This window comes from Geothermobacter ehrlichii (assembly GCF_008124615.1).
Classification (GTDB): Bacteria; Desulfobacterota; Desulfuromonadia; order Desulfuromonadales; family Geothermobacteraceae; genus Geothermobacter; species Geothermobacter ehrlichii.
The window spans coordinates 162,077-185,294 of the sequence record NZ_VNIB01000003.1 but is presented as its reverse complement, the minus strand read 5'-3'; the positions used below and the strand labels follow the sequence as shown (position 1 = coordinate 185,294).

General features: G+C 64.2%; 20 protein-coding genes. 13 read left to right on the top strand and 7 right to left on the bottom strand.

Annotated features, from left to right (window positions below; genetic code table 11):
* Positions 1–93: 93 nt before the first annotated feature.
* From EDC39_RS04880 to EDC39_RS04855, 6 genes are all read left to right on the top strand, one after another.
* Entirely contained in the window at positions 94–1,560 is a 1,467-nt protein-coding gene (locus tag EDC39_RS04880) for a sensor histidine kinase (protein WP_148895254.1), read from the top strand.
* On the top strand, positions 1,557–2,927 hold the full coding sequence (locus EDC39_RS04875; RefSeq protein ID WP_246140179.1) for a sigma-54-dependent transcriptional regulator: 1,371 nt from the start codon (positions 1,557–1,559) through the stop codon (positions 2,925–2,927). Before EDC39_RS04880 ends, EDC39_RS04875 begins: the two co-directional genes overlap by 4 nt.
* A 275-nt stretch (positions 2,928–3,202) precedes the next feature.
* Positions 3,203–3,610: a response regulator gene (locus EDC39_RS04870; RefSeq protein WP_148895253.1), complete on the top strand. Its 408-nt coding sequence runs from the start codon at positions 3,203–3,205 to the stop codon at positions 3,608–3,610.
* Positions 3,611–3,663: 53 nt separating this feature from the next.
* Complete coding sequence (locus EDC39_RS04865) at positions 3,664–5,109, top strand: DegQ family serine endoprotease (RefSeq protein WP_148895252.1); 1,446 nt, start codon at positions 3,664–3,666, stop codon at positions 5,107–5,109.
* Between the two features lie 136 nt (positions 5,110–5,245).
* Positions 5,246–7,789 (top strand): helicase C-terminal domain-containing protein, encoded by a 2,544-nt coding sequence (locus tag EDC39_RS04860; RefSeq protein WP_148895251.1) that lies wholly within the window; start codon positions 5,246–5,248, stop codon positions 7,787–7,789.
* Positions 7,790–7,886: 97 nt separating this feature from the next.
* Entirely contained in the window at positions 7,887–8,849 is a 963-nt protein-coding gene (locus EDC39_RS04855) for a sensor histidine kinase (protein WP_148895250.1), read from the top strand.
* A 7-nt stretch (positions 8,850–8,856) separates the two neighbouring features.
* On the opposite strand, the gene EDC39_RS04850 is transcribed toward EDC39_RS04855, so the two are convergent.
* Both EDC39_RS04850 and EDC39_RS04845 read right to left on the bottom strand, forming a co-directional pair.
* A complete protein-coding gene (locus tag EDC39_RS04850) occupies positions 8,857–9,807 on the bottom strand; it encodes a glutathione S-transferase family protein (RefSeq protein ID WP_148895249.1) in 951 nt (316 codons plus the stop codon).
* Positions 9,795–10,907: an MBL fold metallo-hydrolase gene (locus tag EDC39_RS04845; protein ID WP_148895248.1), complete on the bottom strand. Its 1,113-nt coding sequence runs from the start codon at positions 10,905–10,907 to the stop codon at positions 9,795–9,797. The genes EDC39_RS04850 and EDC39_RS04845 overlap by 13 nt, the downstream gene beginning before the upstream one ends.
* Before the next feature lie 178 nt (positions 10,908–11,085).
* Between EDC39_RS04845 and EDC39_RS04840 the strand changes: the two genes are divergently transcribed.
* The 6 genes from EDC39_RS04840 (at position 11,086) to EDC39_RS04815 (ending at position 17,222) form a co-directional block, all read left to right on the top strand.
* Positions 11,086–11,376, top strand: a complete 291-nt coding sequence (locus tag EDC39_RS04840) for a Dabb family protein (protein WP_148895247.1) — start codon at positions 11,086–11,088, stop codon at positions 11,374–11,376.
* A complete protein-coding gene (locus tag EDC39_RS04835) occupies positions 11,370–11,966 on the top strand; it encodes a 3'-5' exonuclease (RefSeq protein ID WP_187426652.1) in 597 nt (198 codons plus the stop codon). Before EDC39_RS04840 ends, EDC39_RS04835 begins: the two co-directional genes overlap by 7 nt.
* Before the next feature lie 283 nt (positions 11,967–12,249).
* Entirely contained in the window at positions 12,250–12,588 is a 339-nt protein-coding gene (locus EDC39_RS04830) for a hypothetical protein (protein WP_148895245.1), read from the top strand.
* A gap of 109 nt (positions 12,589–12,697) precedes the next feature.
* The gene (locus tag EDC39_RS04825; protein ID WP_148895244.1) at positions 12,698–14,797 is read left to right on the top strand and encodes a carboxy terminal-processing peptidase; all 2,100 of its coding nucleotides are present in this window, start codon (positions 12,698–12,700) and stop codon (positions 14,795–14,797) included.
* 185 nt (positions 14,798–14,982) lie between these two features.
* A complete protein-coding gene (locus EDC39_RS04820; protein WP_148895243.1) occupies positions 14,983–15,645 on the top strand; it encodes a TIGR04211 family SH3 domain-containing protein in 663 nt (220 codons plus the stop codon).
* Between the two features lie 272 nt (positions 15,646–15,917).
* A complete protein-coding gene (locus EDC39_RS04815; RefSeq protein ID WP_148895242.1) occupies positions 15,918–17,222 on the top strand; it encodes a pyridoxal phosphate-dependent aminotransferase in 1,305 nt (434 codons plus the stop codon).
* Positions 17,223–17,295: 73 nt separating this feature from the next.
* Here the strand turns inward: EDC39_RS04815 and EDC39_RS04810 are convergent, their stop codons facing one another.
* Both EDC39_RS04810 and EDC39_RS04805 read right to left on the bottom strand, forming a co-directional pair.
* Positions 17,296–18,576, bottom strand: a complete 1,281-nt coding sequence (locus EDC39_RS04810; protein WP_148895241.1) for a M16 family metallopeptidase — start codon at positions 18,574–18,576, stop codon at positions 17,296–17,298.
* Positions 18,577–18,590: 14 nt separating this feature from the next.
* The gene (locus EDC39_RS04805; protein ID WP_148895240.1) at positions 18,591–19,271 is read right to left on the bottom strand and encodes a DUF2270 domain-containing protein; all 681 of its coding nucleotides are present in this window, start codon (positions 19,269–19,271) and stop codon (positions 18,591–18,593) included.
* 125 nt (positions 19,272–19,396) lie between these two features.
* Between EDC39_RS04805 and EDC39_RS04800 the strand changes: the two genes are divergently transcribed.
* Complete coding sequence (locus EDC39_RS04800) at positions 19,397–19,600, top strand: hypothetical protein (RefSeq protein WP_148895239.1); 204 nt, start codon at positions 19,397–19,399, stop codon at positions 19,598–19,600.
* Positions 19,601–19,662: 62 nt separating this feature from the next.
* On the opposite strand, the gene hemB is transcribed toward EDC39_RS04800, so the two are convergent.
* Genes hemB through hemC form a run of 3 tightly spaced genes read right to left on the bottom strand, consistent with a single transcriptional unit; the run spans position 19,663 to position 23,192 of the window.
* Complete coding sequence (gene hemB, locus EDC39_RS04795; RefSeq protein ID WP_148895238.1) at positions 19,663–20,637, bottom strand: porphobilinogen synthase; 975 nt, start codon at positions 20,635–20,637, stop codon at positions 19,663–19,665.
* 44 nt (positions 20,638–20,681) lie between these two features.
* Positions 20,682–22,211, bottom strand: a complete 1,530-nt coding sequence (gene cobA / locus EDC39_RS04790; RefSeq protein WP_148895237.1) for a uroporphyrinogen-III C-methyltransferase — start codon at positions 22,209–22,211, stop codon at positions 20,682–20,684.
* A gap of 18 nt (positions 22,212–22,229) precedes the next feature.
* On the bottom strand, positions 22,230–23,192 hold the full coding sequence (hemC, locus tag EDC39_RS04785; RefSeq protein WP_148895236.1) for a hydroxymethylbilane synthase: 963 nt from the start codon (positions 23,190–23,192) through the stop codon (positions 22,230–22,232).
* Positions 23,193–23,218 lie beyond the last annotated feature (26 nt).

Genomic DNA, 23,218 nt, shown 5'->3' with positions numbered 1-23,218 from the left:
CTGATCGTTCCGACCATCCCTGCGGCTGGACAAAGCGAGACGCAAAACGCATAATGCCCAGCAGCCGGGAAAACCCCGGACCGGAGCCCGACCATGCGCCTGACCATCAAAATCGCCTTCGCCCTGGTTCTGACCCTGGCCATCTTCTTCTCTATTCACAGTTGGCAGTCGGTCCAGCGCGAAAGGGTACAGATCAAGGCCAGCCTCAGCCGGGAAGCCCGCCTGGTCGCCCGCACCCTGGCCAAAATGGTCGACGAAATCATGGAGCGCCAGGGAACCGAAGCCGCCTTGCAGTTTCTGCGCCGTGCCAGCAATCTCGGCCGCAACCTGCTGGTCCGCTGGGTCTGGCTCGGTCCAGGCGTCGACGAGCGCAACGCCCCCATAGACGATGAAAAGCTGGCGGATGCCAAGGTGGGCGAGCCGGTGACCATTCTCGCCGAAACCCACGCGGGGGAAGACTATCTTTTCACCTACATCCCCCTGGCGACTCCGGAAGGACGCATGGGAGCCATCGAGGTCAGCGAATCCCTGGAGGAGATGCGCGGCTACGTCAGCGAAAGCATGCGACGCTCGGCCTTCATGTTGTCGGCAGGCATCGCCTGCAGCCTGCTGCTGATCACCGTCATCGGCAGCATCTGGGTCGACCGGCCGGTCAAGCGGCTGGCAGCCGAAGCCGACCGCATCGCCTCGGGTGACTTTTCCTCTCCCTTGAAGGGATTCGGGCAAGATGAATTCGGGGAACTGGCCCTGGCCCTCGATCGCATGCGCGACCAGCTCGCCTCGGCCCGCAATGCCGAACAGCTGCGGCTCGAGGCCCTGGAAAAGCTGCGCCACACCGAACGCCTGGCGACCCTGGGCAGGCTTTCGGCCGGCATGGCCCACGAACTGGGAACGCCGCTGAACGTCATCGCCGGACGGGCCAAGATGCTGGCCGCCATGGCCGACAACGAAGAAGTCCGCCGCAGCGCCGTCATCATCGGCGAACAGGCCGAACGGATGACGGCCATCATGCGTCAGCTGCTCAACTTCGCCCGCCGCAACCCTCCGAAAAAAACCCCCCTCAACCTCGACAACCTGGCGGCCGCGGTCTGCGAACTGTTGCGTCCGACGGCCGAAAAACAGGGGATCACGCTGTACCAGAGCTGCGACCATCCCACCCCCAGGGTCAGTGCCGACGCCGGACAGCTGCAGCAGGTGCTGGTCAATCTCGCCATGAACGGCATTCAGGCGATGCCGCGGGGGGGCAACCTCACCTTTCGCGTCTTCGATCCGGGCGAGGTGAATCCGCCGGAAGAGGTCGCTCCGGCCGCCGGCTGGGTCGCCCTGTCGATCTGCGACACCGGCACCGGCATCGAACCGGACCACCTCGACCACATCTTCGATCCCTTCTTCAGCACCAAGGATGTCGGCGAAGGGACCGGCCTCGGCCTGTCCATCGCATGGGGCATCGCCCGTGATCACGGTGGCTGGATCGGTGTCGAAAGTACCCCCGGCGAGGGAAGCTGCTTCACCCTCTATCTGCCGGCGGACCAGCAGCATGAAAAGGAGATGACGGCGTGAGCAGGAACCAACCGGCGACTGTCCTGGTGATCGACGACGACAGCGCCATGCGCGACATGCTCCACGAAGATCTCGAGCGACGGGGCTACCAGGTGCTGACGGCCGATGGAGCCGGTCGGGCCTGGGAACTGCTCGCCGGACATGATGTCGACATGGTTCTGACCGATCTCAACATGCCCGGCACCAGCGGCATCGATTTCTGCCGGCAGTTGCACCAGGACCGGCCTGACCTGCCGGTGCTGATCATCACCGCCTTCGGCAGCCTGGAAACCGCCATCGACGCCCTGCGCGCCGGTGCCTACGATTTCGTCACCAAGCCGATCGATCTCGACCTGCTGGAGCATGCCCTGCGCCGCGCCCGCCAGCACCGGGAGCTGCAGCGCAAGGTTCAGCTGCTCGACGCCGAAATCGCCCGCAGCCGGCCATCGACCGACATCCTGGGCGACAGCCCCCCCATGCGCGAGCTGAAAGACCTGCTCGGGCGGGTGGCGCCGCTCGACACCTCGGTCCTGATCACCGGCGAAAGCGGCACCGGCAAGGAACTCGCCGCCCGCGCCCTGCACCGGCTCAGCGGCAGACAGGGGACCTTCGTCGCCGTCAACTGCGCCGCCCTGCCGGAAACCCTGCTCGAAAGCGAGCTCTTCGGCCATCGCCGGGGAGCCTTTACCGACGCCCGGGAAAGCCGCCCGGGGCTCTTTCTCGAAGCCGACGGCGGCACCCTGCTGCTCGACGAAATCGGCGAAATGCCGCTGGCCCTGCAACCGAAACTGCTGCGGGCCATCGAAGAGAAGCGCATCCGGCCCGTCGGCGGCGGGCGGGAAATAAGCGTCGATGTCCGCATCCTCACCGCCACCCATCAGGATCTGGAGGAAGCGGTCGCCGCCGGGCGGTTCAGGGAGGATCTTCTCTACCGGCTGAATGTCATCAGTATCGAGCTGCCACCGCTGCGCGACCGCGGCAACGACATCCTGCTGCTCGCCCAGTCCTTCTGCAGCGAATTCGCCGACCGGATGGGCAAACCGGTCAAGGGGCTCTCCGAGCCTGCCGCCGCCAGACTGCTCGCCTACGACTGGCCGGGCAACATCCGCGAACTGCGCAACGTCATCGAACGGGCCGTGGCGCTGACCCGGCACGATCGGCTGACTCCCGACGACTTCCCGCCGCGCCTGCAACAGGACACCCACCACCGACAGGTTCCGGAACTGGCCGCCGACACTCCGCTGCTCCCCCTGGCCGAGGTGGAGCGCCGCTACATTGAACGGGTTCTCGAATCCTGTGGTGGCAACCGCACCGTTGCCGCCCGCATTCTCGGCATCGACCGCAAGACCCTCTACCGCAAACTCCAGGCCGGCGAACGCCCCCGCTGAGGCATTTTGCCTCAGCGGGGGCAATCCGCCCCGCCCTTTCTCTGCTCGTCAGATGACCCTTTGGCCGTTTTCCGGCCGAAAGACAAACGCCCCTTCCCCGACAGGCATAAGTTGCAATGGCCCCATAACCATGCATTATATCTGGAGAGTCCGGTTTCCTTCCTTTGTGACCGACGACAATTTCTCCATCGGGAGGCAATGAAGCCGGCCGTTTGCGGCTGTTGGCACGGGCCGTGCGTCTATCAGTTAACAGCACGACGAGAGAGGTTGAGCCGATGTACGCAGCAAACAAGCCATCAGAGCCACACATTCTTCTGGCCGAAGACGATCCGGCCATGCGTGATCTGCTTGCGTTCTGCCTGTATCAGGCCGGTTACCGGGTTACGAGCTGCGGCGACGGCCTGAGCTTGCTCGAGCGCCTGGAAACCAACGCCGAAATCGACCTGGTGATCACCGACGTGCGCATGCCTGCCATGACCGGGCTCGAGGTCCTGGAGGCCACCCTCGACAGCAAGCGCCGTCCGCCAACCATCTGCATGACCGCCTTCGGCGATGAATCGACTCACGAGCAGGCGCGGCGGCTCGGCGCGGTCAAGATACTCGACAAGCCCTTCGACATCGAGGCTCTGGTCGAAACCGTGCGCCAGTATTGCCCCCCGCGGCGACCGGCGTCGGTCCACTGAACAGGCAACTGGGAATCCCTAAACAGACGAACGAAACTGGAGGTGTCGACGAGATGCAACCACGAGCGAACATCACCAAAATCAGCTTGTCAGTCCTGCTGGCGACCTTGCTCCTGTTCTTTGCCGCCCTGCTGACCGCCTGTCCGGTTCTGGCGCAGAAGGACGGCATCGAAAGCCTGAAGCAGACCGGCCAGGCCTTCCGGGCGGTGGCGAAAAAGGTTTCGCCGGCCGTCGTTTTCATCAAGGTGGAAAAGGAATCGGAAGTCACCATGCCGGAATTCCCTTTCGGTGACGAATTCTTCCGCCGCTTCTTCGGCGCCCCGCCCATGCCGGAACACCGGCAGAAACCGCACAAGCGCCGCGCCATCGGCCAAGGCTCCGGCTTCATCATCTCGCCCGACGGCCTGATCATGACCAACAACCACGTGGTCGGAGACGCCGACAAGGTGACCGTCCGCCTGCTCGACGGCCGGGAATTCACCGCCGACACCATCGGCACCGACCCGGCGACCGACATCGCCCTGATCAAGATCGACGAAACCGACCTGCCTTTTCTGAAGCTGGGTGATTCCGACAAGCTCGAAGTCGGCGACTGGGTCCTGGCCGTCGGAAACCCCTTCGGCCTGTCCCATACCCTGACCGCGGGCATCGTCAGCGCCAAGGGGCGCAGCGGCATCGGTCTGAACGACTATGAAAACTTCATCCAGACTGACGCCGCCATCAATCCCGGCAACTCGGGCGGCCCGCTGGTCAACCTCGACGGCGAGGTGATCGGCATCAATACCGCCATCTTCAGCCGCAGCGGCGGCTACATGGGAATCGGCTTCGCCATTCCGATCAACATGGCCAAGCAGATCCGCGACCAGTTGGTCAAGCACGGCAAAGTCACCCGCGGCCGGCTCGGCGTCTACATCCAGGATCTGACCCGCGACCTGGCCGATTCCTTCGGCCTGGACAAGAGCGAGGGGATTCTGGTCGCTCAGGTCATCGAGGATTCGCCGGCGGAAAAGGCCGGCATCAGGCGAGGAGACGTCATTCTCGAAATCGACGGCGACCCGGTCGGCAAGGTGGCCGATTTCCGCAACCGCGTCGCCCTGACCGCACCGGGGACCAAGGTCCGACTGCGGATTCTCCGCGACGGCAAGAAGAAGACGATCAAGGTCACCATCGGCGCCATGGAGGATGAAAAACCGGGCAAGAGCGGCACCAGCTCGATCAGCAGCTTTGGACTGCAGCTGCAGCCGCTGACGGCCGACCTGGCCGAAAAACTCGGCTACGAAGGTGAAAAGGGCGTTCTGGTCGCCGGCGTCGATCCGGGATCGCCGGCCGACGAAGCCGGCATCGAGCGCGGCGACCTGATCCAGGAAGTGAACCGCATCGCCGTCACTACCCCGGCCCAGGTACGCGAAGCGTTGAAGAAGAGTCGCGGCGGCAAGGCCCTGCTGCTGGTCCGCCACGGCCAGTCGACCCGCTACCTGGCGATCCGGGGCGAAAACTGAGCAACAACAACGGGACCTACGGCTCTCGTTGCCTCCTTTGGGCGCCCTCAGGGCGCCCTTTTTTTATCCGGTTTTCTTTTGACCGAGGGGAACCTATAATGAATCGCGAACCAATCAACCCTTCCGGAGTCCCTGCTTGCCCGTTCCCTTCAGTCAGGCCGTCAGCATCCAGATCCGCAACGCCATCCGCGAAGCCGGCGGCAACGAGGTCTTCTTTCTCGGCCACACCGACGATCATTGCGAACTGATCTCCGTCGAGGTGCTGGCCCGGGGCCGCCGCGACGCCGTTCCGGCCGTGCTGCAGGCCTGTCGCTTCGGGGACGTGGTGTTGCACAATCATCCGTCCGGCCGCCTCGAACCGTCTTCGGCCGATCTCGACATCGCCGGCCGCCTGGCCGAGCTGGGCGTCGGCTTTCTCATCGTCGACAACGAGGCCGAAAGCTGCTACACGGTGATCGAGCCCTTCGCCCGGCAAGAGAGCACGCCGCTCGACCCGGACGAGATCCGCGAGCTGCTCGGCCCGAACGGCGTCATCGCCCGCAACCTGCCGGGCTACGAAGAACGTCCCCAACAAACGCAGATGGCCCTGGCGGTGGCGGACGCCTTCAACCGCGACCGGATCGCCCTGATCGAGGCGGGGACCGGCACCGGCAAGAGCCTGGCCTACCTGCTGCCGGCCCTGCTCTGGGCCCTGCGCAACAGGGAGCGGGTGGTGGTGTCGACCAACACCATCAACCTGCAGGAGCAGCTCATCGGCAAGGACCTGCCCTTCCTCCAGCGGGCAACCGGCCTGGAGTTTCGCGCCGTCCTGGTCAAGGGGCGCAACAACTACATCTGCCGCCGCAAACTGGAAAACGCCCGCCGTGAACCCGGCCTGTTCGATCAGGAACAGGCCGCCGAGCTGGCCCAGTTGATCGCCTGGGCGGAGCAGTCGGCGGAAGGGTCCAAGGAAGAGCTGCCGACGCCGCCACGCGATGACGTCTGGGAGGATGTCTGCTGCGAGGTCGACCAGTGCGGGCGCGCCCGCTGTCGCCATTTCCAGCGCTGCTTTCTGCACCGGGCGCGACGGCAGGCGGCCCGCGCCGACCTGCTGGTGGTCAATCACGCCCTCCTCCTGTCCGACCTCGCGGTCCGCCGACAGACCGACAACTACAGCACGGCGGCGGTACTGCCTCCCTTTGCCCGCGTCATCATCGACGAGGCACACCACCTCGAGGATGTCGCCACCCGCTACTTCGCCGGCCAGGTCAACCGTTTCCGCATCTCCCGCCTGCTCAACCGCCTGCGCCATCCCCGCAAGCCCCACAAGGGGCTGCTGCCGAAACTGCAGTCGACCCTGGCCACCGCCCTGCCGGACAGCGCCGACGAGCTCTACCGCGGTCTTGCCGACCGCATCGAAGAGTTGCTGCTGCTGCGCGACACCCTGCAGCAGCAGGCCCCGGAAGAGCTGGAAAGAGCTGCGGCCGACCTGCTCAAGCTGCGAGGGCTCGACCCGCCGGAGCGCAACGAAATGAAGTTGCGCGTCCTGCCGGACGAAATCAGCCATCCCTGCTGGCAACGGCTGGGAGAACGACTCAACGGCCTCGCCGGCCAGGTGGCGCAGCTGGCCGACGGTATCCGCAAGCTGTTGCAGCGCTGCGACAACCTGCCGACAGGCGACAACGAGGATGTCAGCTCGCTGCTGACCGATCTTTCCGGCATGAGCCTGCGGCTGGAGGCGCTGGCGGCCGACCTGCTCGCCTTCACCTCCGCCGACGAGGCCAACTGCACCTGGATGGAGCTGCGCCGGGGTCGCATCGGCCGCGGTGAAGGACTGATCGTCCGCCTGCAGACCGCTCCTCTGGAGGTGGCGCAGACCCTGAAGGACGCTCTCTACGACCCCTACCGCAGTCTGGTGATGACCAGCGCCACCCTGGCGGTGGGCGACAGTTTCCGCTACCTGCGCCGGCGGATCGGCCTCGACCTGGTGGAGCCGGTCCGGGTGACCGAACTGCGCCTGGCCTCGCCCTTCGACTACGGCAACCAGGCCTGCCTGCTGGTTCCCGCCGACCTGCCGGAACCGACCGACAACCGGTTCGTCGAACCGGCCGCCGAACTGATCGAACGGGCGATTCTCGCCGCCGACGGCCGCAGTTTCGTCCTGTTCACTTCCTACAGCCTGCTGCGCCGCATTCACGGCCAGCTGAAGCCGACCCTGGAGGCCCGCGGCTACCGCTGCCTGCGGCAGGGGGAGATATCCCGCCATCTGCTGTTGCGGCACTTCCGGCAGGATACGACCAGCGTTCTGTTCGCCACCGATTCCTTCTGGGAAGGCGTCGACGTTCCGGGACGCGCCCTGGAGCAGGTCATCCTCACCCGCCTTCCCTTCCGGGTGCCGACCGAGCCGATCCTGGAAGCGCGGGCCGAAGAGATCAGCCGCCGGGGCGGCGATCCCTTTATCGATTACACGGTGCCACAGGCGGTGCTGCGCTTCAAACAGGGATTCGGCCGGCTGATCCGTCATCGCGACGACCGGGGCGTGGTTCTCATCCTCGACACCCGCGTTCTGCGCCGGGGCTACGGCCGTACCTTTCTCCGTTCGCTGCCGGAAGTTCCGGTCGCCAGCCTTCCGGCCGGCGATATTCCCGGCCGGATCGCACATTTTTTCCGCCTAAATTCTGAAATTGGCCCGAAATCATGATAAAAAGGCTATAGTTCTGTTCTCATCGCCGTCATTTCCGGTCAAGACAGGAGAGACTCGCCCGGCTTTCTGCCACGACAGGAGGGGAAAGCAGGCCATGACGCCAGCCCGTGAGCAGCTGCCGACACCGCGTGCCGTCGCCAGACGGCAGTTCGTCCGTTGGGGAATAGGCATCTTCGTCTGCTACTATCTCCTCAACGTCCTGTTCGATGCCGTCTTTTTCGACAAGGGGACCTTCATCGAGCAGATTCTCCGCCCTTCTCCCCGCGAAATTGCCATCCGGCTGCTGTCGGGCCTGGCCCTGAGCGCCGGCCTGAGCTACGGCTGGTTCAGCCTGAAAAAGGCCCGCCGCAACGCCGAGGCACTGCAGCAGAGCCATCAGCAGCTGCGCCAGGCCTACCGCGACCTGGAGATGTTCAGTCACGCTCTGGCGCACGACCTGCGGGGCAACCTGACCAGTCTGCGCGTCGCCAGCGAGGTGCTGTCGAACGAGCTCGACGGCAAGGAACTCGCCAGCCCGAGGCTGATCGTCCAGTCGGTCGAGCGACTCGAACGGACCGTCACCGCCCTCATTCAGCTCAGCCAGCTGGAAAGGGTGCCGCTGAAAAAGGAACTGGTCAACCTTTCCCATATCGTCGCCGTGGGGCTCGAACACAGCCGGTCGGCCCTCACGCACCGGCACATCGAATATGAGGTCACCCCCAACCTCTGCACCTGGGGGGACGAGGCGATGCTGACCGTGGCCCTGGAAAACCTGGTCTGCAACGCGGTGAAATACAGCGCCAACAGCGATCCCGCCATCATCCGCTTCGGCACCGTCCCGCACGCCTCCGGCGTCGCTTTCTGTCTCGAGGACAACGGCTGCGGCTTTCCCGGCGACTGCGCCAACCGCATCTTTCTCCCCTTCCAGCGCCTGCACAAGGGAAACGAATATCCGGGCAGCGGCATCGGCCTGGCGACGGTCCAGCGCATCATCGAACGCCATGGTGGCCGGATCTGGGCCGAAGGCAGGCCCGGCGAAGGCGCCAGGCTCTTCTTCACTCTGCCAACCAAATCCTGAACAGCCGCTAGCCGAGACGGTCACGGCCGTGCGGAGCCGTCAGGTCGAGGACCGGGCCGAGCGGCACGATGCCGGTGGGATTGATCTGGCGGTGACTGCGGTAGTAGTGCTGCTTGATGTGAGCGAAATCGACGGTGTCGGCCACCCCCGGCCACTGGTAGAGTTCGCGCAGATAGCCGAAAAGATGCGGATAGTCGGCAATGCGCCGCAGGTTGCACTTGAAGTGGCCGTAATAGACAGCGTCGAAGCGCACCAGAGTGGTGAACAGCCGCCAGTCGGCCTCGGTCAGCCGATTGCCGACCAGATAGCGCTGCCGGGAGAGCAGCTCCTCGATTTGGTCGAGGGCGGCGAACAGCTGTCGGCAGGCCTCCTCGTAGGCCTGCTGGGTGGTAGCAAAGCCGCAGCGGTAGACGCCGTTGTTGATCCGCTCGTAGACAAAAGCGTTGATACGGTCGATCACCGCCAGCAGCTCCGGCGGACAGAAATCGACGCTCCGCTCGCCGAAGGCGTCGAACTCACGGTTGAAAAAGCGTATGATCTCACTCGACTCGTTGTTGACGATGGTGCCGGTCTTCCGGTCCCAGAGCAGCGGCACCGTCACCCGACCGCTGTAATCGGGACAGGCCAGGGTGTAGAGTTCGTACAGCCGGCGCACGCCGGTCACCGGCTCCCCTTCGCCGGCGAAGACCCAGCCTTCGTCACCCATGATCGGATCGACCACCGCCAGGCTGATCACCTCTTCCAGCTTTTTCAGCCGACGGATGATCAGGGTGCGGTGCGCCCAGGGACAGGCCAGGGAGACGATCAGGTGATAGCGCCCCGCCTCGGCCGGAAAGCCGGAGCTGCCGTCGGCGGTAATCCGGTCGCGAAACCGGCTCGGCTGGCGCTCGAACCGTCCGCCGCTCTTTTCGGTGTCATACCACCGGTCATGCCAGACCCCGTCGATCAACAGTCCCATGTCCGCTCCTCTCCGCCGCCGGTACGGCTGCACCTCCATTGTACATCATCCGCCAACAGCGGGCGCGGACTGCAGTAATCAGGCAGCCTGAGCACCTGCGTACCTGACGGCGGTTCCAGCTCGGCGTAAAGTTCCGCACTGCGCCCGAGAAAGGCCTTGGACAGATGCATCGGCAGCACGAAGTCGGGACGCAGCCGGTCGAGCAGCAGGTTGAGATCCTCGGTGCACAGGTGCATGCTGCGCCGGGCCTGCTCCTTTTCCTCGCGCAGAAAGGCACATTCGCAGACCAGCAGGGTCGGCCGAACCGGCAGCTGGCAAAGCCGCTCAAAGTTGGCTTCAGTCATACCGAAATCGGTCAGGTAGACCAGGGATGCCGGCCGGCCGGGAACCCCGATGGCCCGATACAGCCGGCCGGCCGTCGGTGCCGGTCCCAGCGTCGCGGCCACAGCCGGCAGTTCGACCGGCTGGTCCAGCCGACCCTCCCGCACCAGCAGCCGCAAAGTGTCGATCCAGGCCCCCGGGGACAGCCCCAGTCGTCGTATTTCTTCCAGGTCGACACCAAAACCGGGCCGCTCTTCGAGACAGAACCCCAGCACCGGAATCTTGTGATCAAGAATCAGGGCGCGCACCCGCAGGTAAGTGTTGCGGTAGATCCAGCCATCGTCGTGCATGCGGCTTTCGACCGGCCCCGCGGCAAAGCCTGTCCGGCCGTCGAAATGGCAGACTTTCATCGCTCGCTCGCCGACGGCATGCGCCAGCCAGCTGCCCCACCAGTCTTCGGCCAGGTTCCAGTCGAAGGCGGCCAGCAGGTGATACAGCCGGTCGAGAATCCCCGGCGGGCCGTAAAGCCTGAGCTGGCGCGAACTGACATGCATGGAACGGGTCAGCGCCGCCAGGCCCATGAAATGATCCATATGAGCGTGGCTGACGAAGACCACGTCCAGCGATTTGAGCACCCGCTTGGCGACATGCTGCATCTTGCCGGCATCGAACAGCAGGCCGCGACCCGAGGGGCGGATCTTGACATAGAGCAGGGGGTCGTCGAACAGGCCGCCGAAAAAGACCGGTTTCAGGTAGCGGAAGGGCAGACGCACGGGCATGGAGACTCCAACTCTGACAGGATGTTCCTCGTTTCAGCATAGCAGAAGAGCGGGATGCCGGCAGGGTCGCAGCGTCTTCATCCCGTAACGGAAAAAAACTTGTCAGCCTTCCCAAGCTGCGGCAAACTTGCCGCAACCACAACCGGCCGGCCTGTCCGGCAGCTACGGAGCTCGACTCATGCTGAAACATCTCGTCTTCTTCAAATTCCGTCCTGACACCAGCGAAGAACAGATCGACCGGCTGCTCGACATGCTGAGCGCCCTGCCGGAACAGATCGGGGAGATCCGCGAATATCTCTTCGGCCGCGACATCGTCCGGTCGGAACGCTCCTACGACTTCGCCCTCGTCTCGCTGTTTGACGACCTCGAGGCCCTGCAGCGCTACCAGGTGCATCCGGAGCACCAGAAGGTCATAGGCCACGTCAAGTCGATCTGCGAATCGATCATCGCCGTCGACTTCGAGTGCTGAATCAGCCCAGCCTGTTCGGCACCGACGAAGCCTGCCTGCTCGACCGGCCCCTGGCCGTGATCGACCTCGAGACCACCGGAACCGGCCCGACCCGCGACCGGGTCATCGAGATCGGCCTGATACTCGTGCGCGGCGGCGAAGAAGAAGAACGCTGGTCGACCCTGGTCAACCCGCAGCGGCGGCTCAGCCCGTTCATCGAGGGCTACACCGGCATTACCACCGCCATGCTGCAAGACGCGCCGACCTTCGCGGAGATCGCCGGGAGCCTGCGCCAGCGGCTCGCGAACCGGCTGCTGGTAGCCCACAATGTCCGCTTCGACTACGGTTTTCTCCAGGCCGAATACGCCCGCCTCGACCAGAGTCTCGCCTGCCCGACCCTCTGCACGGTCAGACTCTCCCGGCAGCTCTACCCGCAGGAGCGCCGCCACAACCTCGACAACATCATCAGCCGGCACCGGATCGCCTGTGTCAGCCGACACCGGGCACTGGACGATGCCCTGGCGCTGGCCGACTTTCTGCGCTGCCTGCGCGCGGAACAACCGGTGGCGCTGCTCGACAAGGCCGTCCGCAAACAGCTGAAACCGTTCTGACATTCCCCGATGAAAGCCCAACAGACCGACCTGTCCGTCTTTCACGGCGATCTCGTCTTTCGACATGCCGCTAACAGGGTGTTGAAAAACGTGATGAGGGTGGGCAAGACAGGGCGAAAACGGCCGACAAAACGCAGTTTACATACCAGCAAATGAGCATTTGGAGGCTGTTTTCAACGCCGTATCGCCACCCGCAATAGTTTTTCAACAATCTGCTAAAGAAATTTTCCGCAGCCGCCGACAAGCAGAGGTAAACCATCTTCCCGCAAAGCGAACCGCCGCCATGACCCTCGATTCCCGATTCAATCCGGCCTACCGGGTCCGTCTCTCCGGGCAGGGCCCCGACGCCCCGGCCGGCATCCGACCGGCGTCCGCAAACGGCCCGAACCGCGGCCGAAACGGCGACCTTCCCCCGATTCGCGACCGGGTCAGCCTCAGCGGCGAGGCCCGCAGGCTGGCGGCAGAAAACGACCGGCTCTCACCGACAGCAGCAAGCTCCGCATCTTCTCCCGCCATCTCTTCGAAGCAGGCCCGGCGCACCCTCGCCGCCCGAGGCGTTTTGCCGGCGGACGACGCCGCGCCGGAGAAGCCTGTCCGCACCCGAATCAGCGTCAGAATCTGACCCAAAGATCCCAGCTGCGTTTGCCGCAGCCGCCTCTGCTGTGGTAGTCTTTCGCATTGATTTGCCGAAAGCGCCTTCGGAACATCTCCTGCCGAAACGGAAAATGAACATGCGTACACTTCTGCGTCTCTGCCTGCCCGTCCTTCTGCTGGCCACCCTCGTCACCGGCCCTGCTTTCGCCCAGCCCCAACAAAGCGACGACCAGGTCGCCAGCCGCGCCCGGCTGCTGAGTTACGTTCTGCGCCAACAGCTGACCCAGCACCATTTCAGCGGCAAGACCTTCGACGACAACCTGTCGAAGGCCGCCTTCGACCTCTATCTGAAACAGCTCGACTTCCAGAAACGCTTTCTGCTCGCCCGCGACGTCGAGCAGCTGAAGGTCTATGCCGACCGCATCGACGACGAGATCAACCAGGGACGCATCGAACTGCCGGTCATCGCCGGCAAGCTGATCGAAAAACGCATCCGCCAGGTGCAGACCATGGCCCGCGAGATCCTGCAGCAGAAGTTCGACTTCAGCCGCGACGAGCGGATGGAAACCGACCCGGAAAAACTCGACTGGTGCAAAAACGAAAAGGAGTTGCGGGAACGCTGGCGCAAGATTCTCAAATACCAGGTTCTGGTCCGCATGCTGACCCTTGAGCAAGACGACAAAACTGCGAAAGACAGCGGCAAAAAAACGCCGACCCAGGCCGAGGCGCGCGAAAAGATCGGCAAGCGGTTCAACAACTTTTTCGAACGTCTGCTCAAGGACACTCTGCAGGATCACTACGACCGCTACTTCAACGCCATCGCCAGGGCCTTCGACCCGCACACCACCTACTTTGCGCCGAAGCAGAAGGAAGACTTCGAAATCGGCATGCGCGGCTCCCTCGAAGGTATCGGCGCCACCCTGAGGGAGGAGGACGGCTTCATCAAGGTGGTCCGCATCATTCCCGGCAGCGCCGCCGCCCGCCAGGGCGAGCTCGAAGCCGAGGACATCATCCTCGCCGTCGGTCAGGGAGACGAGGATCCGGTCGACGTCACCGACACCCGGCTGCGCGACGCGGTGGAGCTGATCCGCGGTCCCAAGGGGACGGAGGTGCGGCTGACGGTCCGCAAGCCGAGCGGCAAGACCAAGGTCATCGCCATCGTCCGCGACGTAGTCGAGATCGAAGAGACCTTCGTCCGCTGGACCACCCTCGACGATCCGAAGAGCGGCCGCACCTTCGGCTACGTGAAGATTCCGAGCTTCTACCGCGATTTCAAAAGCCGGCTCCAGGGGGGGACGGGGCGTAACGTCACCGACGATGTGAAAAAGGCCCTCGAAGAGCTGAAGAAGCAGAAGGTGGCGGGGCTGATCCTCGATTTGCGCAACAACGGCGGCGGCGCCCTGACCGACGCCGTCAACATCTCGGGACTGTTCATCGAGGAAGGACCGATCGTGCAGGTCAAGAGCAGCAACGGCCGGATCCGCGTCCTTGAGGACCAGGACGACGACATCGTCTACGGCGGTCCCATGGTGGTGCTGGTCAACCGCTTCAGCGCCTCGGCCTCGGAAATCCTTACCGCCGCTCTGCAGGACTACCACCGGGCCCTGATCGTCGGCTCCGAACACACCTACGGCAAAGGGACGGTCCAGACCATTCTCGATCTCGACCGGGCCATTCCCTTCCGCAACATGGACAAGTACAAGCCCCTCGGCGCCCTGAAGATCACCACCCAGAAATTCTACCGCGTCAGCGGCGGCTCGACCCAGGCCAAGGGGGTGGAGGCCGATCTGGAGCTGCCCGACCGGATGCGCTACGTCGAAAGCGGCGAAAAATACATCGACTACGCCCTGCCCTGGGACACCGTGCAGCCGGCGGACTACACACCGTGGCGACCGTTCCCCCTGCCCACGGCCGAGCTGAAGCGCCGCAGCGCTGAACGGGTCACCAAGAACGACGCATTCCAGCAGATCGCGCGGGAAGCCGAAGAGGCCAAAAAACAGCGTGAAAAGAGCGAAGTCAGCCTCAACCTGGAGCAGGCCCGCAAACAGCGGGAAGAGCTGGAAGCCGGCCTGGGCAAAAACGGTCGTTTCCACGACGGCATGCAGGGCGAAGACGAGCTCGACGGAACCGACGACGAGAAGCTCGAGCGCTGGCGTGAGAACGTGCGCAAAGATCCCTACGCCCTCGAGGCGGCCGCCATTCTTGACGACCTGATCGACACCGGGCAAAAGAACTGAACCCGGAGGCTGCCACCAACGGCCGGGCAGCGCCTTCTGTCCGAACGCCCCGTTTCCGCCAGCCGGGACGGCCTGAATGCAAACCGGACGTGCGAAGCGGACCAGCAGGCGCTTTCGGGGTTGATTAACGCCCTGCAACGTCCTATGCTTGCCGCTGATTCGATTTCGCATCTCCGGAGGTTGCCATGCTTCGCCTGTCCTTCCTGTTGCTTGGCCTGCTTCTGGCCGCCACCGCCGTCTCGGCGGAGACCGGCTATGTCACTGACCAGCTCGTCCTGACCCTCCGCTCGGCGCCGACGGCCGAGTACGAAATCCTCGACCATCTGAAGACCGATACCCGGGTCGAGATTCTCGGCGAAGAAGGCAAGTTTCTGCGGGTACGGACCACCGACGGCAAGGAAGGTTACGTCCTCAGGCAATACATCACCGACCGGACGCCGAAGAAGTTCACCATCCAGAAACAGGCGCAGCAGATCGAACAGCTGAAACGGCAGCTTGCGGCCGCCAGCGACGACAACAGCCAGATGCGCGAACAGCTCGCTGCCCTGCAGTCCGCCAACGCCAGGCTGCAGGAGGAGCTGGCCCAGCACAAGGCCCGCTTCGACAAGACCTCGCGGCAATACCAGAAGCTGCTCGAAGCGTCCCGCAATCTGCTTGAGCTGACCCAGGAGCGCGACCGGCTGCGGGAAGAGAACGGCCACCTGGCTACAGAAGTCGAGCGGCTCAAAGAAGAGAACGCCAGCCTGCTGACCACAGGCAGCATCAAGTGGTTTCTCGCCGGTGCCGGTGTGCTCTTCTTCGGCTGGATTCTCGGCAAGCTGTCGCGGCGCAAGCGGCGTCCCTTCTGAGGCACCGGGCGCATCTTCCCGGTTGACAAAGACGTTCCGGCTGTGCTAACCAGCCCGATAACATTGCGAGCCATGAACATCGTCAAAGCATCCGCCATTCCGTCGCCGGCTGCCAACGCAGCACGAGCTACCACCGCCGCGGCCGCAAACGCCGCAGGGAACGGGTGTGTTCATGGCAGCGTCTGCTGATAACGGCAGATACGAACTGACCAGGCCATGGCACCGTCCATGGCCTTTTTTATTGTCGCCCCATCAAAGCAGGAGAGACTGACATGCGCAACAACATCGTCCACATCGGCGCCGGGGAATGGACCTACGAAATCCGCGCCATCGTCGAGATCGCCGAAAAGCTGCAGCAGCTCGGCATCCGTACCAACATGGAGAATATCGGCGACCCCATCGCCAAGGGGGAGAAGATTCCGGACTGGATGAAGCAGATCGTCGCCGACCTGGCGATGAAGGACTGCTCCTACGGCTACTGCGCCACCAAGGGCGTTCTCGAAACCAGGGAATTTCTGGCGCAGCTGAACAACGCCCGCGGCGGTGCCCAGATCACGCCGGAAGACATCATCTTCTTCAACGGCCTGGGCGACGCCATCCAGAAGGTCTACGGCCTGCTGCGGCGCGAGGCGCGGGTGATCGGCCCCTCGCCCACCTATTCGACCCATTCCTCGGCCGAAGGAGCCCATTCGGGACAGAAGCCGGTCACCTACCGCCTCGACCCCCACAACAACTGGTACCCCGACCTTGACGATTTGCGGCTGTCGGTCAAGTACAATCCGTCGATCGCCGGCATCCTGATCATCAATCCCGACAACCCGACCGGCGCCGTCTACCCGGAGCGCATCCTGCGGGAAATGATCGCCATCGCCCGCGAGTTCGATCTGTTCATCATCGCCGACGAAATCTACATGAATCTCATCTACAACGGGCAGTCGTCCCGGCCGATCTCCGACCTGGTGGGGGACGTGCCGGCGATCTCGATGAAGGGGATCAGCAAGGAAGTACCCTGGCCCGGCTCGCGCTGCGGCTGGATCGAGGTCTACAACGCCGACAAGGATCCGGTCTTCGCCCGCTACATCCAGAGCATTGTCGACTCGAAGATGGTCGAGGTCTGCTCGACCACCCTGCCGCAGAAGGCGATTCCGCTGATTCTCAGCCATCCGAAATATCCCGGCTGGCTCGAGGAGCGCAAGGCGCGCTACGAAAAGTTCTCCAACATCGCCTACGACCTGCTCAAGGACGTGCCCGGCATCGAGGTCAACCGGACCAACGGCGCCTTCTACATGAGCGTGATCTTCGAGCGCGGCCGGCTGCGCCACGACCAGACCCTGCCCATCGACAACGACGGCGTCCGGCAGCTGGTGGAAAAACTGGTCGCCGAACCGGGCATGACCCTCGACAAACGCTTCGTCTACTACCTGCTGGCCTCGACCGGCATCTGCGTCGTTCCCCTCTCCTCCTTCTCGACCCCCGAACTCGGGTTCCGCATCACCCTGCTGGAGCGGGACGAGCAGACCTTCACCCGGATTTTCCAGACCCTGGCCGAAGTGATTCCCCGCTACCTGGAATCCTGACTGCCACAAACGACGACGGGCCTGCCGGCAACATGCCGGCAGGCCCGTCGTCATTCACATCTTCCCGCCGGCCTCAGAACGGCTGGCGCAGCAGGCGTTCCACCGCCTCCCGCTGCTCCGGGCGCCAGGGACCGACCACGGCAAGGGCCAGCCGGTCGGACCGGACCACCTCTTCCGCCACCTGCCGCATCATCGCCGGTGTCAGCGCCTCGGCCGCCGCCAGGTCCTGTTCGATGCTGCGCCGGTAGCCGACCAGTTCTCCCCAGCCGTAGCGAACCGCCATCTCTTCCGGGATATCCCGGCTGTAGTCGAGGTCGTAACGGAAATTGCGCACCGCCCGCGCCAGCTCGTCCACCGCCGGCGGCTCCTCCACCATGCGCCGCAACTGGAGCAGAACCTCGCTCACTCCCCGCACCAGATTGTCTGGCTGCAGCGCCAGATCGATGGTCAGGGTACCGGTGTCGGCAAGCAGGTGCAGCGCGGCCTCGACATGGTAGGTCAGGCCGAGTTCTTCCCGCAGCCGCAGCATCAGCCGCGAGCCGCCGCCCCAGGAAAGGATGCGACGCCAGATGCGCAGGGGAAAGGCGCCGGAACCTTCCCGCCCCCAGGGCAGGCGCAGGGCGAACTGAACATTGATCTGCGAAGCCGAATCGCGCACCCAGACCGAAGCCGGCCCCTGCATCGTCGGCAGAGACACCTTCGTGAAGTCCGGCCCGGCGACGCGCCAGTCGCCGAAAGCCCTGTCGACGGCGGCCAGGGCCCGGTCAGGCTCCACCCGTCCGGCGAGAACGATCACGACGTTGGCGGGCGCATAGTAGCGGGCATGATGGCCCCGCAGATCCGCCGACGCCAGCGCCTGCAGCGACTCCGCCGTACCGATCAGTGGCTGGCCGAGGGCGGTGCCGGGCCAGAGCAGGGCGTTGGTCAGGGTATCGGGGTTGATGATCTCCCCCTGTTCGTTCCAGTCCTCCCGCGCCTCTTCGAGGATGATCCGGCGCTCGGTCTCCATCTCGCGCCAGTACGGCGTGCGCAGCAGGGCGGCGAAAAGCCGGGCGCCCTCTTCCAGACGCTCCGGATGCAGCCGGCTGAAATAGCAGGTGGTCTCGACATCTGTGGTGGCGTTGGCGCCGCCGCCGATATCCTCGAAGGCCCGCTCCAGGGTGATGCTGTCCGGGTAGCCGTCGCAACCACGAAACAGCATGTGCTCGACGAAATGGGAGATGCCGGCCGTTGGCCGGGTTTCGTTCCGGCCACCGACGCCGACATAGCAGACCATCTCGACACTGTGCAGGTGGGGCATCCGCACCACCACCAGCCGCAGGCCGTTGGCAAGGCGCTCGCTTTCGATCTGCATAGAATTTCCGAACCTTACTTGGTATGCAGCATGTCCCGGCCACCGTAGCTGCGGCGACCGAGATGGCTGAACCACAGCAGACAGGCAACGAAGACGAGCTGCAGCAGCAGGACCATGGTGCCGGGTAGATCGCCGATGGAACCCTGGCGCAAAAAGTCGTCCCAGCTCCGGGCCACCTGGGGATGAATCCAGACCTTGACCATCCAGGCGCAGACCAGCAGCACGTAGAAATAGACGTAGTTGGCCCGCAGCCGCCGGCAAAGAGCGGAACGCAATCCCATCTTGTACTGCGGATAGCGCAAATCCGAGGCCAGCTCCGCCCGCCAGTAGGTTCTGTCTTCCTGGTCGAAGTCGGTCGGCAGCGAACCGTGCGCCAGAATATCGTAGATGAAATACTGATTCAACAGGCGCACCCGGTATTCGTAGGCATCGAAGAAACGGAACCGGCGCGCCTCGATGAAAAGCAGAATAAAGAGGATGCCGTAGCCGAAGGCGAAGATCGAATGATGGATTTCCGGATGCGAAAACCCGAAGGCGAGAAAGGCGGTAGCGGTCGCTCCCGCCCAGTTGGTGGTCCTGTCCAGACGCTCCCGCCAGGCGAGACTGCGCTGCACTTCGGCCCGGTAGTAGTGGGAGATGGCCGTGATCTGTTCGGAGCGGCTGAGCGGCTGGCTCTCCTGCATCGATTCCGGCATGAAAACTCCGCCTTCCGGCTTGTCGGCCCGTTCAGCTGCAAGTATAGCAGACTGTTTGCTGCTAAAATTTTACCACCCGGATGTCGAAAAGGTAAAAAGCGCACATCTTTACCGGAGAAAACGCCATGAACCAGCAAGGATACGCCCTCTGCGTCACCCTGCTCGCCCTGCTTCTGGTGGGGGGCATGCTTCTGTGCAACCCGCAGGACCAGGCCGACGCCCGGGCCAACAGCCGTCGGCAAGTCTCCGCTCACACCACCGCCGCCGAGCTTCCGCGTCTGGCTCCGAAGCTTCGGGCCATCGCGCAGGCGGCCGAACATCCCTGGTAATCCCCTAAACAAACGCCCTGCCACCTGGGCAGGGCGTAAGCTTGCCGATCCAGGACGCGGATTCAGCCGCCCAGCAGCCTGGCCGCCTCCTTGGCGTGGTAGGTGATGATCAGGTCGGCTCCGGCCCGCTTCATGCCGGTGAGCGTCTCCAGCATCACCCGTTCTTCGTCGATCCATCCTGCCCTGGCGGCGGCCTTGATCATCGAATACTCGCCGGACACATTGTAGCAGACCAGAGGCAGGTCGAACCGCTCCTTCAGATCGCGAATGATGTCGAGATAGGCCAGTGCCGGCTTGACCATGAGGAAATCGGCGCATTCCTGCACGTCCAGGGCCGCTTCGCGAAACGCCTCGATCCGGTTGGCCGGATCCATCTGGTAGGAGCGCCGGTCGCCGAACTGCGGCGTCGATTCGGCGGCGTCGCGAAAAGGACCGTAATAGGCGCTGGCGTATTTGACGGCGTAGCTCATCACCGGAACATGGCTGAAGCCGTTGGCGTCGAGCAGCTCACGGATCGCCGCCACCCGACCGTCCATCATGTCGGACGGGGCCACGATGTCGGCGCCGGCACGGGCATGGGAGAGCGCCTCGGCCGCCAGCAGCTTCAGGGTTTCGTCGTTGTCCACGTCGCCGTCACGGATGACGCCGCAATGGCCGTGATCGGTATATTCGCACAGGCAGACATCGGTGATGACAACCAGCTCGGGCACCTCGGCCTTGATCGCCCGCACCGTGCGCTGGATGATGCCGCTGTCGCTGTAGGCGTCCTGTCCCAGGGAATCCTTGCATTCCGGAATGCCGAACAGAATCACCGCCGGGATGCCGAGCTCGTGCACTTCGCGCGCCTCGGCGACGATATGGTCGATCGACTGCTGAAAGATCCCCGGCATGGAGGGAATCTCCTTGCGGATATTGTCACCATGGGCGGAAAACATCGGATAGATGAGGTCATCGACGCTCAGGCGGGTTTCCCGCACCATGCGCCGCAGCTGGTCGCTGCGCCGCAGCCTTCGGGCACGATACTCGGGGAAAAACATCTGGCACCTCCAGTCGCTGCGGCCAACAGGCGGCTATGCGCCCGTCAACCGCTGAAATAAGCGGTTACGGCTTCGGCGAGCCCTTCCAGGGTCGACGACTTCGCCTCGCCGGCAATCGGCAAACCGAGCCGGCGCAGGGTCCGGCTGGTTTCGGGACCAATGGAAAAAAGAGGCAGCGTCGCCAGCTGCCGCCGCTGGTCGTCATCGGCCAATTCGAACAGATTGACCACAGTCGACGACGAAGTGAAGGTCACCGCGTCCAGCCCGCCGGCAAGGGCCTGCTGCAGCCGGGCGGTGCCTTCGGCATCGGGCAGGGTGCGATAGAGCACCGGTGCATCGACGCTGGCGCCAGCCTTGCCCAGTTCGTCAGGAATGACCGTGCGGGCCAACTCGGCGCGCGGATAGAGAATGCGACGACCGGCAACACCGGCAGCCAGCAGCTCGGCCACCACCCCCTCGGCCCGGCTGTCGGCCGGGACGAGATCGGCGAGAATCCCCCGCTCCTCCAGGGCCTTCGCCGTCTTCGGTCCGACGGCCACCACCCGTACCCCGCCCAGTGCCCGCAGGTCGCGACCCAGCCGGCGCAGGCGGTCGAAAAAACGCGCGACGGCGTTGGCCGAAGTCAGAACCAGATCGTCATAGCCGGCCAAGGCCTCGATGGCGGCATCGAGCGGCGCAAAATCCGCCGGATCGGCGAAGGCGATCACCGGACAGAGCACCGCTTCCGCCCCGCGCTGCTCCAACAGACGGCCGAAATCGCCGGCACCGCCCGCGGCGCGGGTGACCAGAATCCGCCGGCCGAGCAGGGGTCGATCCTCGAACCAGCGCAATTGCCGGCGCAGGCCGACCACCTCGCCGACAATGATGACCGCCGGCGGCCGCAAGCCGGCTCTTGCCACTTCGTCGACGATCGATTCCAGGGTCCCCTCGACCACCTGCTGCCGGGGCGTCGTCGCCCAGCGAATGACCGCAACCGGCGTCTGCGGCGACCGGCCATGGCGCATCATCTGCTCGCAGATGACCGGCAGATTGGTCATGCCCATGTAGAAGACCAGGGTGCCGATGCCGGTGGCCAGCTTTTCCCAGTCGAGGCTGGAGAGCTTCTTTTCCGGCTTTTCGTGGCCGGTAAAGAGTCCGAGACTGGTGGTATGATCCCGATGGGTCAGAGGGATGCCGGCGTAGGCCGCGGCGGCGAACCCGGCCGTCACCCCCGGCACCACCTCGAAGGGGATGCCGGCCTCGAACAGCGCCTGCGCTTCCTCGCCGCCCCGGCCGAAGATGAAGGGGTCGCCACCCTTGAGGCGGACCACCCTTTTGCCCGCCCGTGCCCGATCGACAAGCAGACGGTTGATACGCTCCTGGGGTGTATGGTGACAACCACAGGTCTTGCCGACATAGATCCGCTCGGCCCCGGCAGGCACTTCGTCGAGAAAGACCGGGTTGGCCAGATAATCGTAGACGACCACCTCGGCACAGCGCAGGCAGTCCAGCCCGCGGGCGGTGATCAGGCCCGGGTCGCCCGGTCCGGCACCGACCAGGTAGACCATGCCCGTCTCTGTGCGCTCAGCAATCATCGCAGTCTGCAGTCAGAATCAGACGTCTTCGCGGTCCGGCTGAAAGGTTTCGGTGCCGTAGACCTCGTTCAGAATCCTGCCGGCGCCGCGCAAAATCAGATCGTCGGCCAACGCGGTACCGAGCCGGGTCGCCTCCCCGCTCGGGCCGCTGATTTCACCGCGAATCACTTCCGCCCCGTCGACACTGGCCACCAGCCCGCGCAAAGTCATCGTCTGTCCCTCGACAGTGGCATAGGCGGCAATTGGCACCTGGCAGCCGCCTTCGAGCCGTGCCAGCAGGGCCCGCTCGGCCGTCACCGCCGCCGCCGTGGCCGGCTCGTTGAAAAAGTCGATCAGAGCGTTGGTTTCATCGTCGTCGATGCGGCTTTCCAGACCAAGAGCCCCCTGGCCGATGGCAGGCAGGGAGATATCCACCGGCAGATACTCGCTGATCTGTTCGGCAAAACCGAGCCGCTTCATGCCGGCGGCCGCCAGCACCACCGCGTCGAGGTCCTCTTCGGTCAGCTTGCGGATGCGGGTTTCGACATTGCCACGAATATCGACCATCCTGAAATCCGGCCGCAGCTGCAGCAGCTGGGCCTTGCGCCGCAATGACGAAGTGCCGATGCGCGCTCCCGGCGGCAGGTCGCGAAAGCTCTTGTAGCCGGGCTTGAGAATGCAGATGTCGCGCACATCCTCGCGGGCGGTGATACAGCGAAGGTCCAGACCGTCGGGGAAAACGGTCGGCACATCCTTCATCGAGTGCACGGCGATATCGACCTCGCCCCGCAGCATGGCTTCCTCGATCTCCTTGACGAACAGCCCCTTGCCGCCGACCATGGCCAGCGGAACGTCGAGAATCTTGTCGCCCTGGGTCTTGATCTTGACCAACTCGACCTCGAGGTCGGGGTAACGGTTTTCCAGCTGCTGCCTGACCCAGTTCGCCTGCCAGAGGGCAAGCTGACTGGCGCGGGTGCCGATTTTCAGCTTCTTTTTGGCCATGTTTCTGTCTAAGCTCCTTGCCGTGC

Bases quoted from the DNA above. Each gene is read 5' to 3' on its own strand.
- EDC39_RS04820 (WP_148895243.1), top strand. From the start codon at position 14,983: ATGCTTCGCCTGTCCTTCCTGTTGCTTGGCCTGCTTCTGGCCGCCACC.
- EDC39_RS04800 (WP_148895239.1), top strand. From the start codon at position 19,397: ATGAACCAGCAAGGATACGCCCTCTGCGTCACCCTGCTCGCCCTGCTT.
- EDC39_RS04880 (WP_148895254.1), top strand. From the start codon at position 94: ATGCGCCTGACCATCAAAATCGCCTTCGCCCTGGTTCTGACCCTGGCC.
- hemC (WP_148895236.1), bottom strand. From the start codon at position 23,192: ATGGCCAAAAAGAAGCTGAAAATCGGCACCCGCGCCAGTCAGCTTGCC.
- EDC39_RS04850 (WP_148895249.1), bottom strand. From the start codon at position 9,807: ATGGGACTGTTGATCGACGGGGTCTGGCATGACCGGTGGTATGACACC.
- EDC39_RS04870 (WP_148895253.1), top strand. From the start codon at position 3,203: ATGTACGCAGCAAACAAGCCATCAGAGCCACACATTCTTCTGGCCGAA.
- hemB (WP_148895238.1), bottom strand. From the start codon at position 20,637: ATGTTTTTCCCCGAGTATCGTGCCCGAAGGCTGCGGCGCAGCGACCAG.
- EDC39_RS04805 (WP_148895240.1), bottom strand. From the start codon at position 19,271: ATGCCGGAATCGATGCAGGAGAGCCAGCCGCTCAGCCGCTCCGAACAG.
- EDC39_RS04865 (WP_148895252.1), top strand. From the start codon at position 3,664: ATGCAACCACGAGCGAACATCACCAAAATCAGCTTGTCAGTCCTGCTG.
- EDC39_RS04845 (WP_148895248.1), bottom strand. From the start codon at position 10,907: ATGCCCGTGCGTCTGCCCTTCCGCTACCTGAAACCGGTCTTTTTCGGC.
- cobA (WP_148895237.1), bottom strand. From the start codon at position 22,211: ATGATTGCTGAGCGCACAGAGACGGGCATGGTCTACCTGGTCGGTGCC.
- EDC39_RS04855 (WP_148895250.1), top strand. From the start codon at position 7,887: ATGACGCCAGCCCGTGAGCAGCTGCCGACACCGCGTGCCGTCGCCAGA.
- EDC39_RS04825 (WP_148895244.1), top strand. From the start codon at position 12,698: ATGCGTACACTTCTGCGTCTCTGCCTGCCCGTCCTTCTGCTGGCCACC.
- EDC39_RS04830 (WP_148895245.1), top strand. From the start codon at position 12,250: ATGACCCTCGATTCCCGATTCAATCCGGCCTACCGGGTCCGTCTCTCC.
- EDC39_RS04840 (WP_148895247.1), top strand. From the start codon at position 11,086: ATGCTGAAACATCTCGTCTTCTTCAAATTCCGTCCTGACACCAGCGAA.
- EDC39_RS04810 (WP_148895241.1), bottom strand. From the start codon at position 18,576: ATGCAGATCGAAAGCGAGCGCCTTGCCAACGGCCTGCGGCTGGTGGTG.
- EDC39_RS04815 (WP_148895242.1), top strand. From the start codon at position 15,918: ATGCGCAACAACATCGTCCACATCGGCGCCGGGGAATGGACCTACGAA.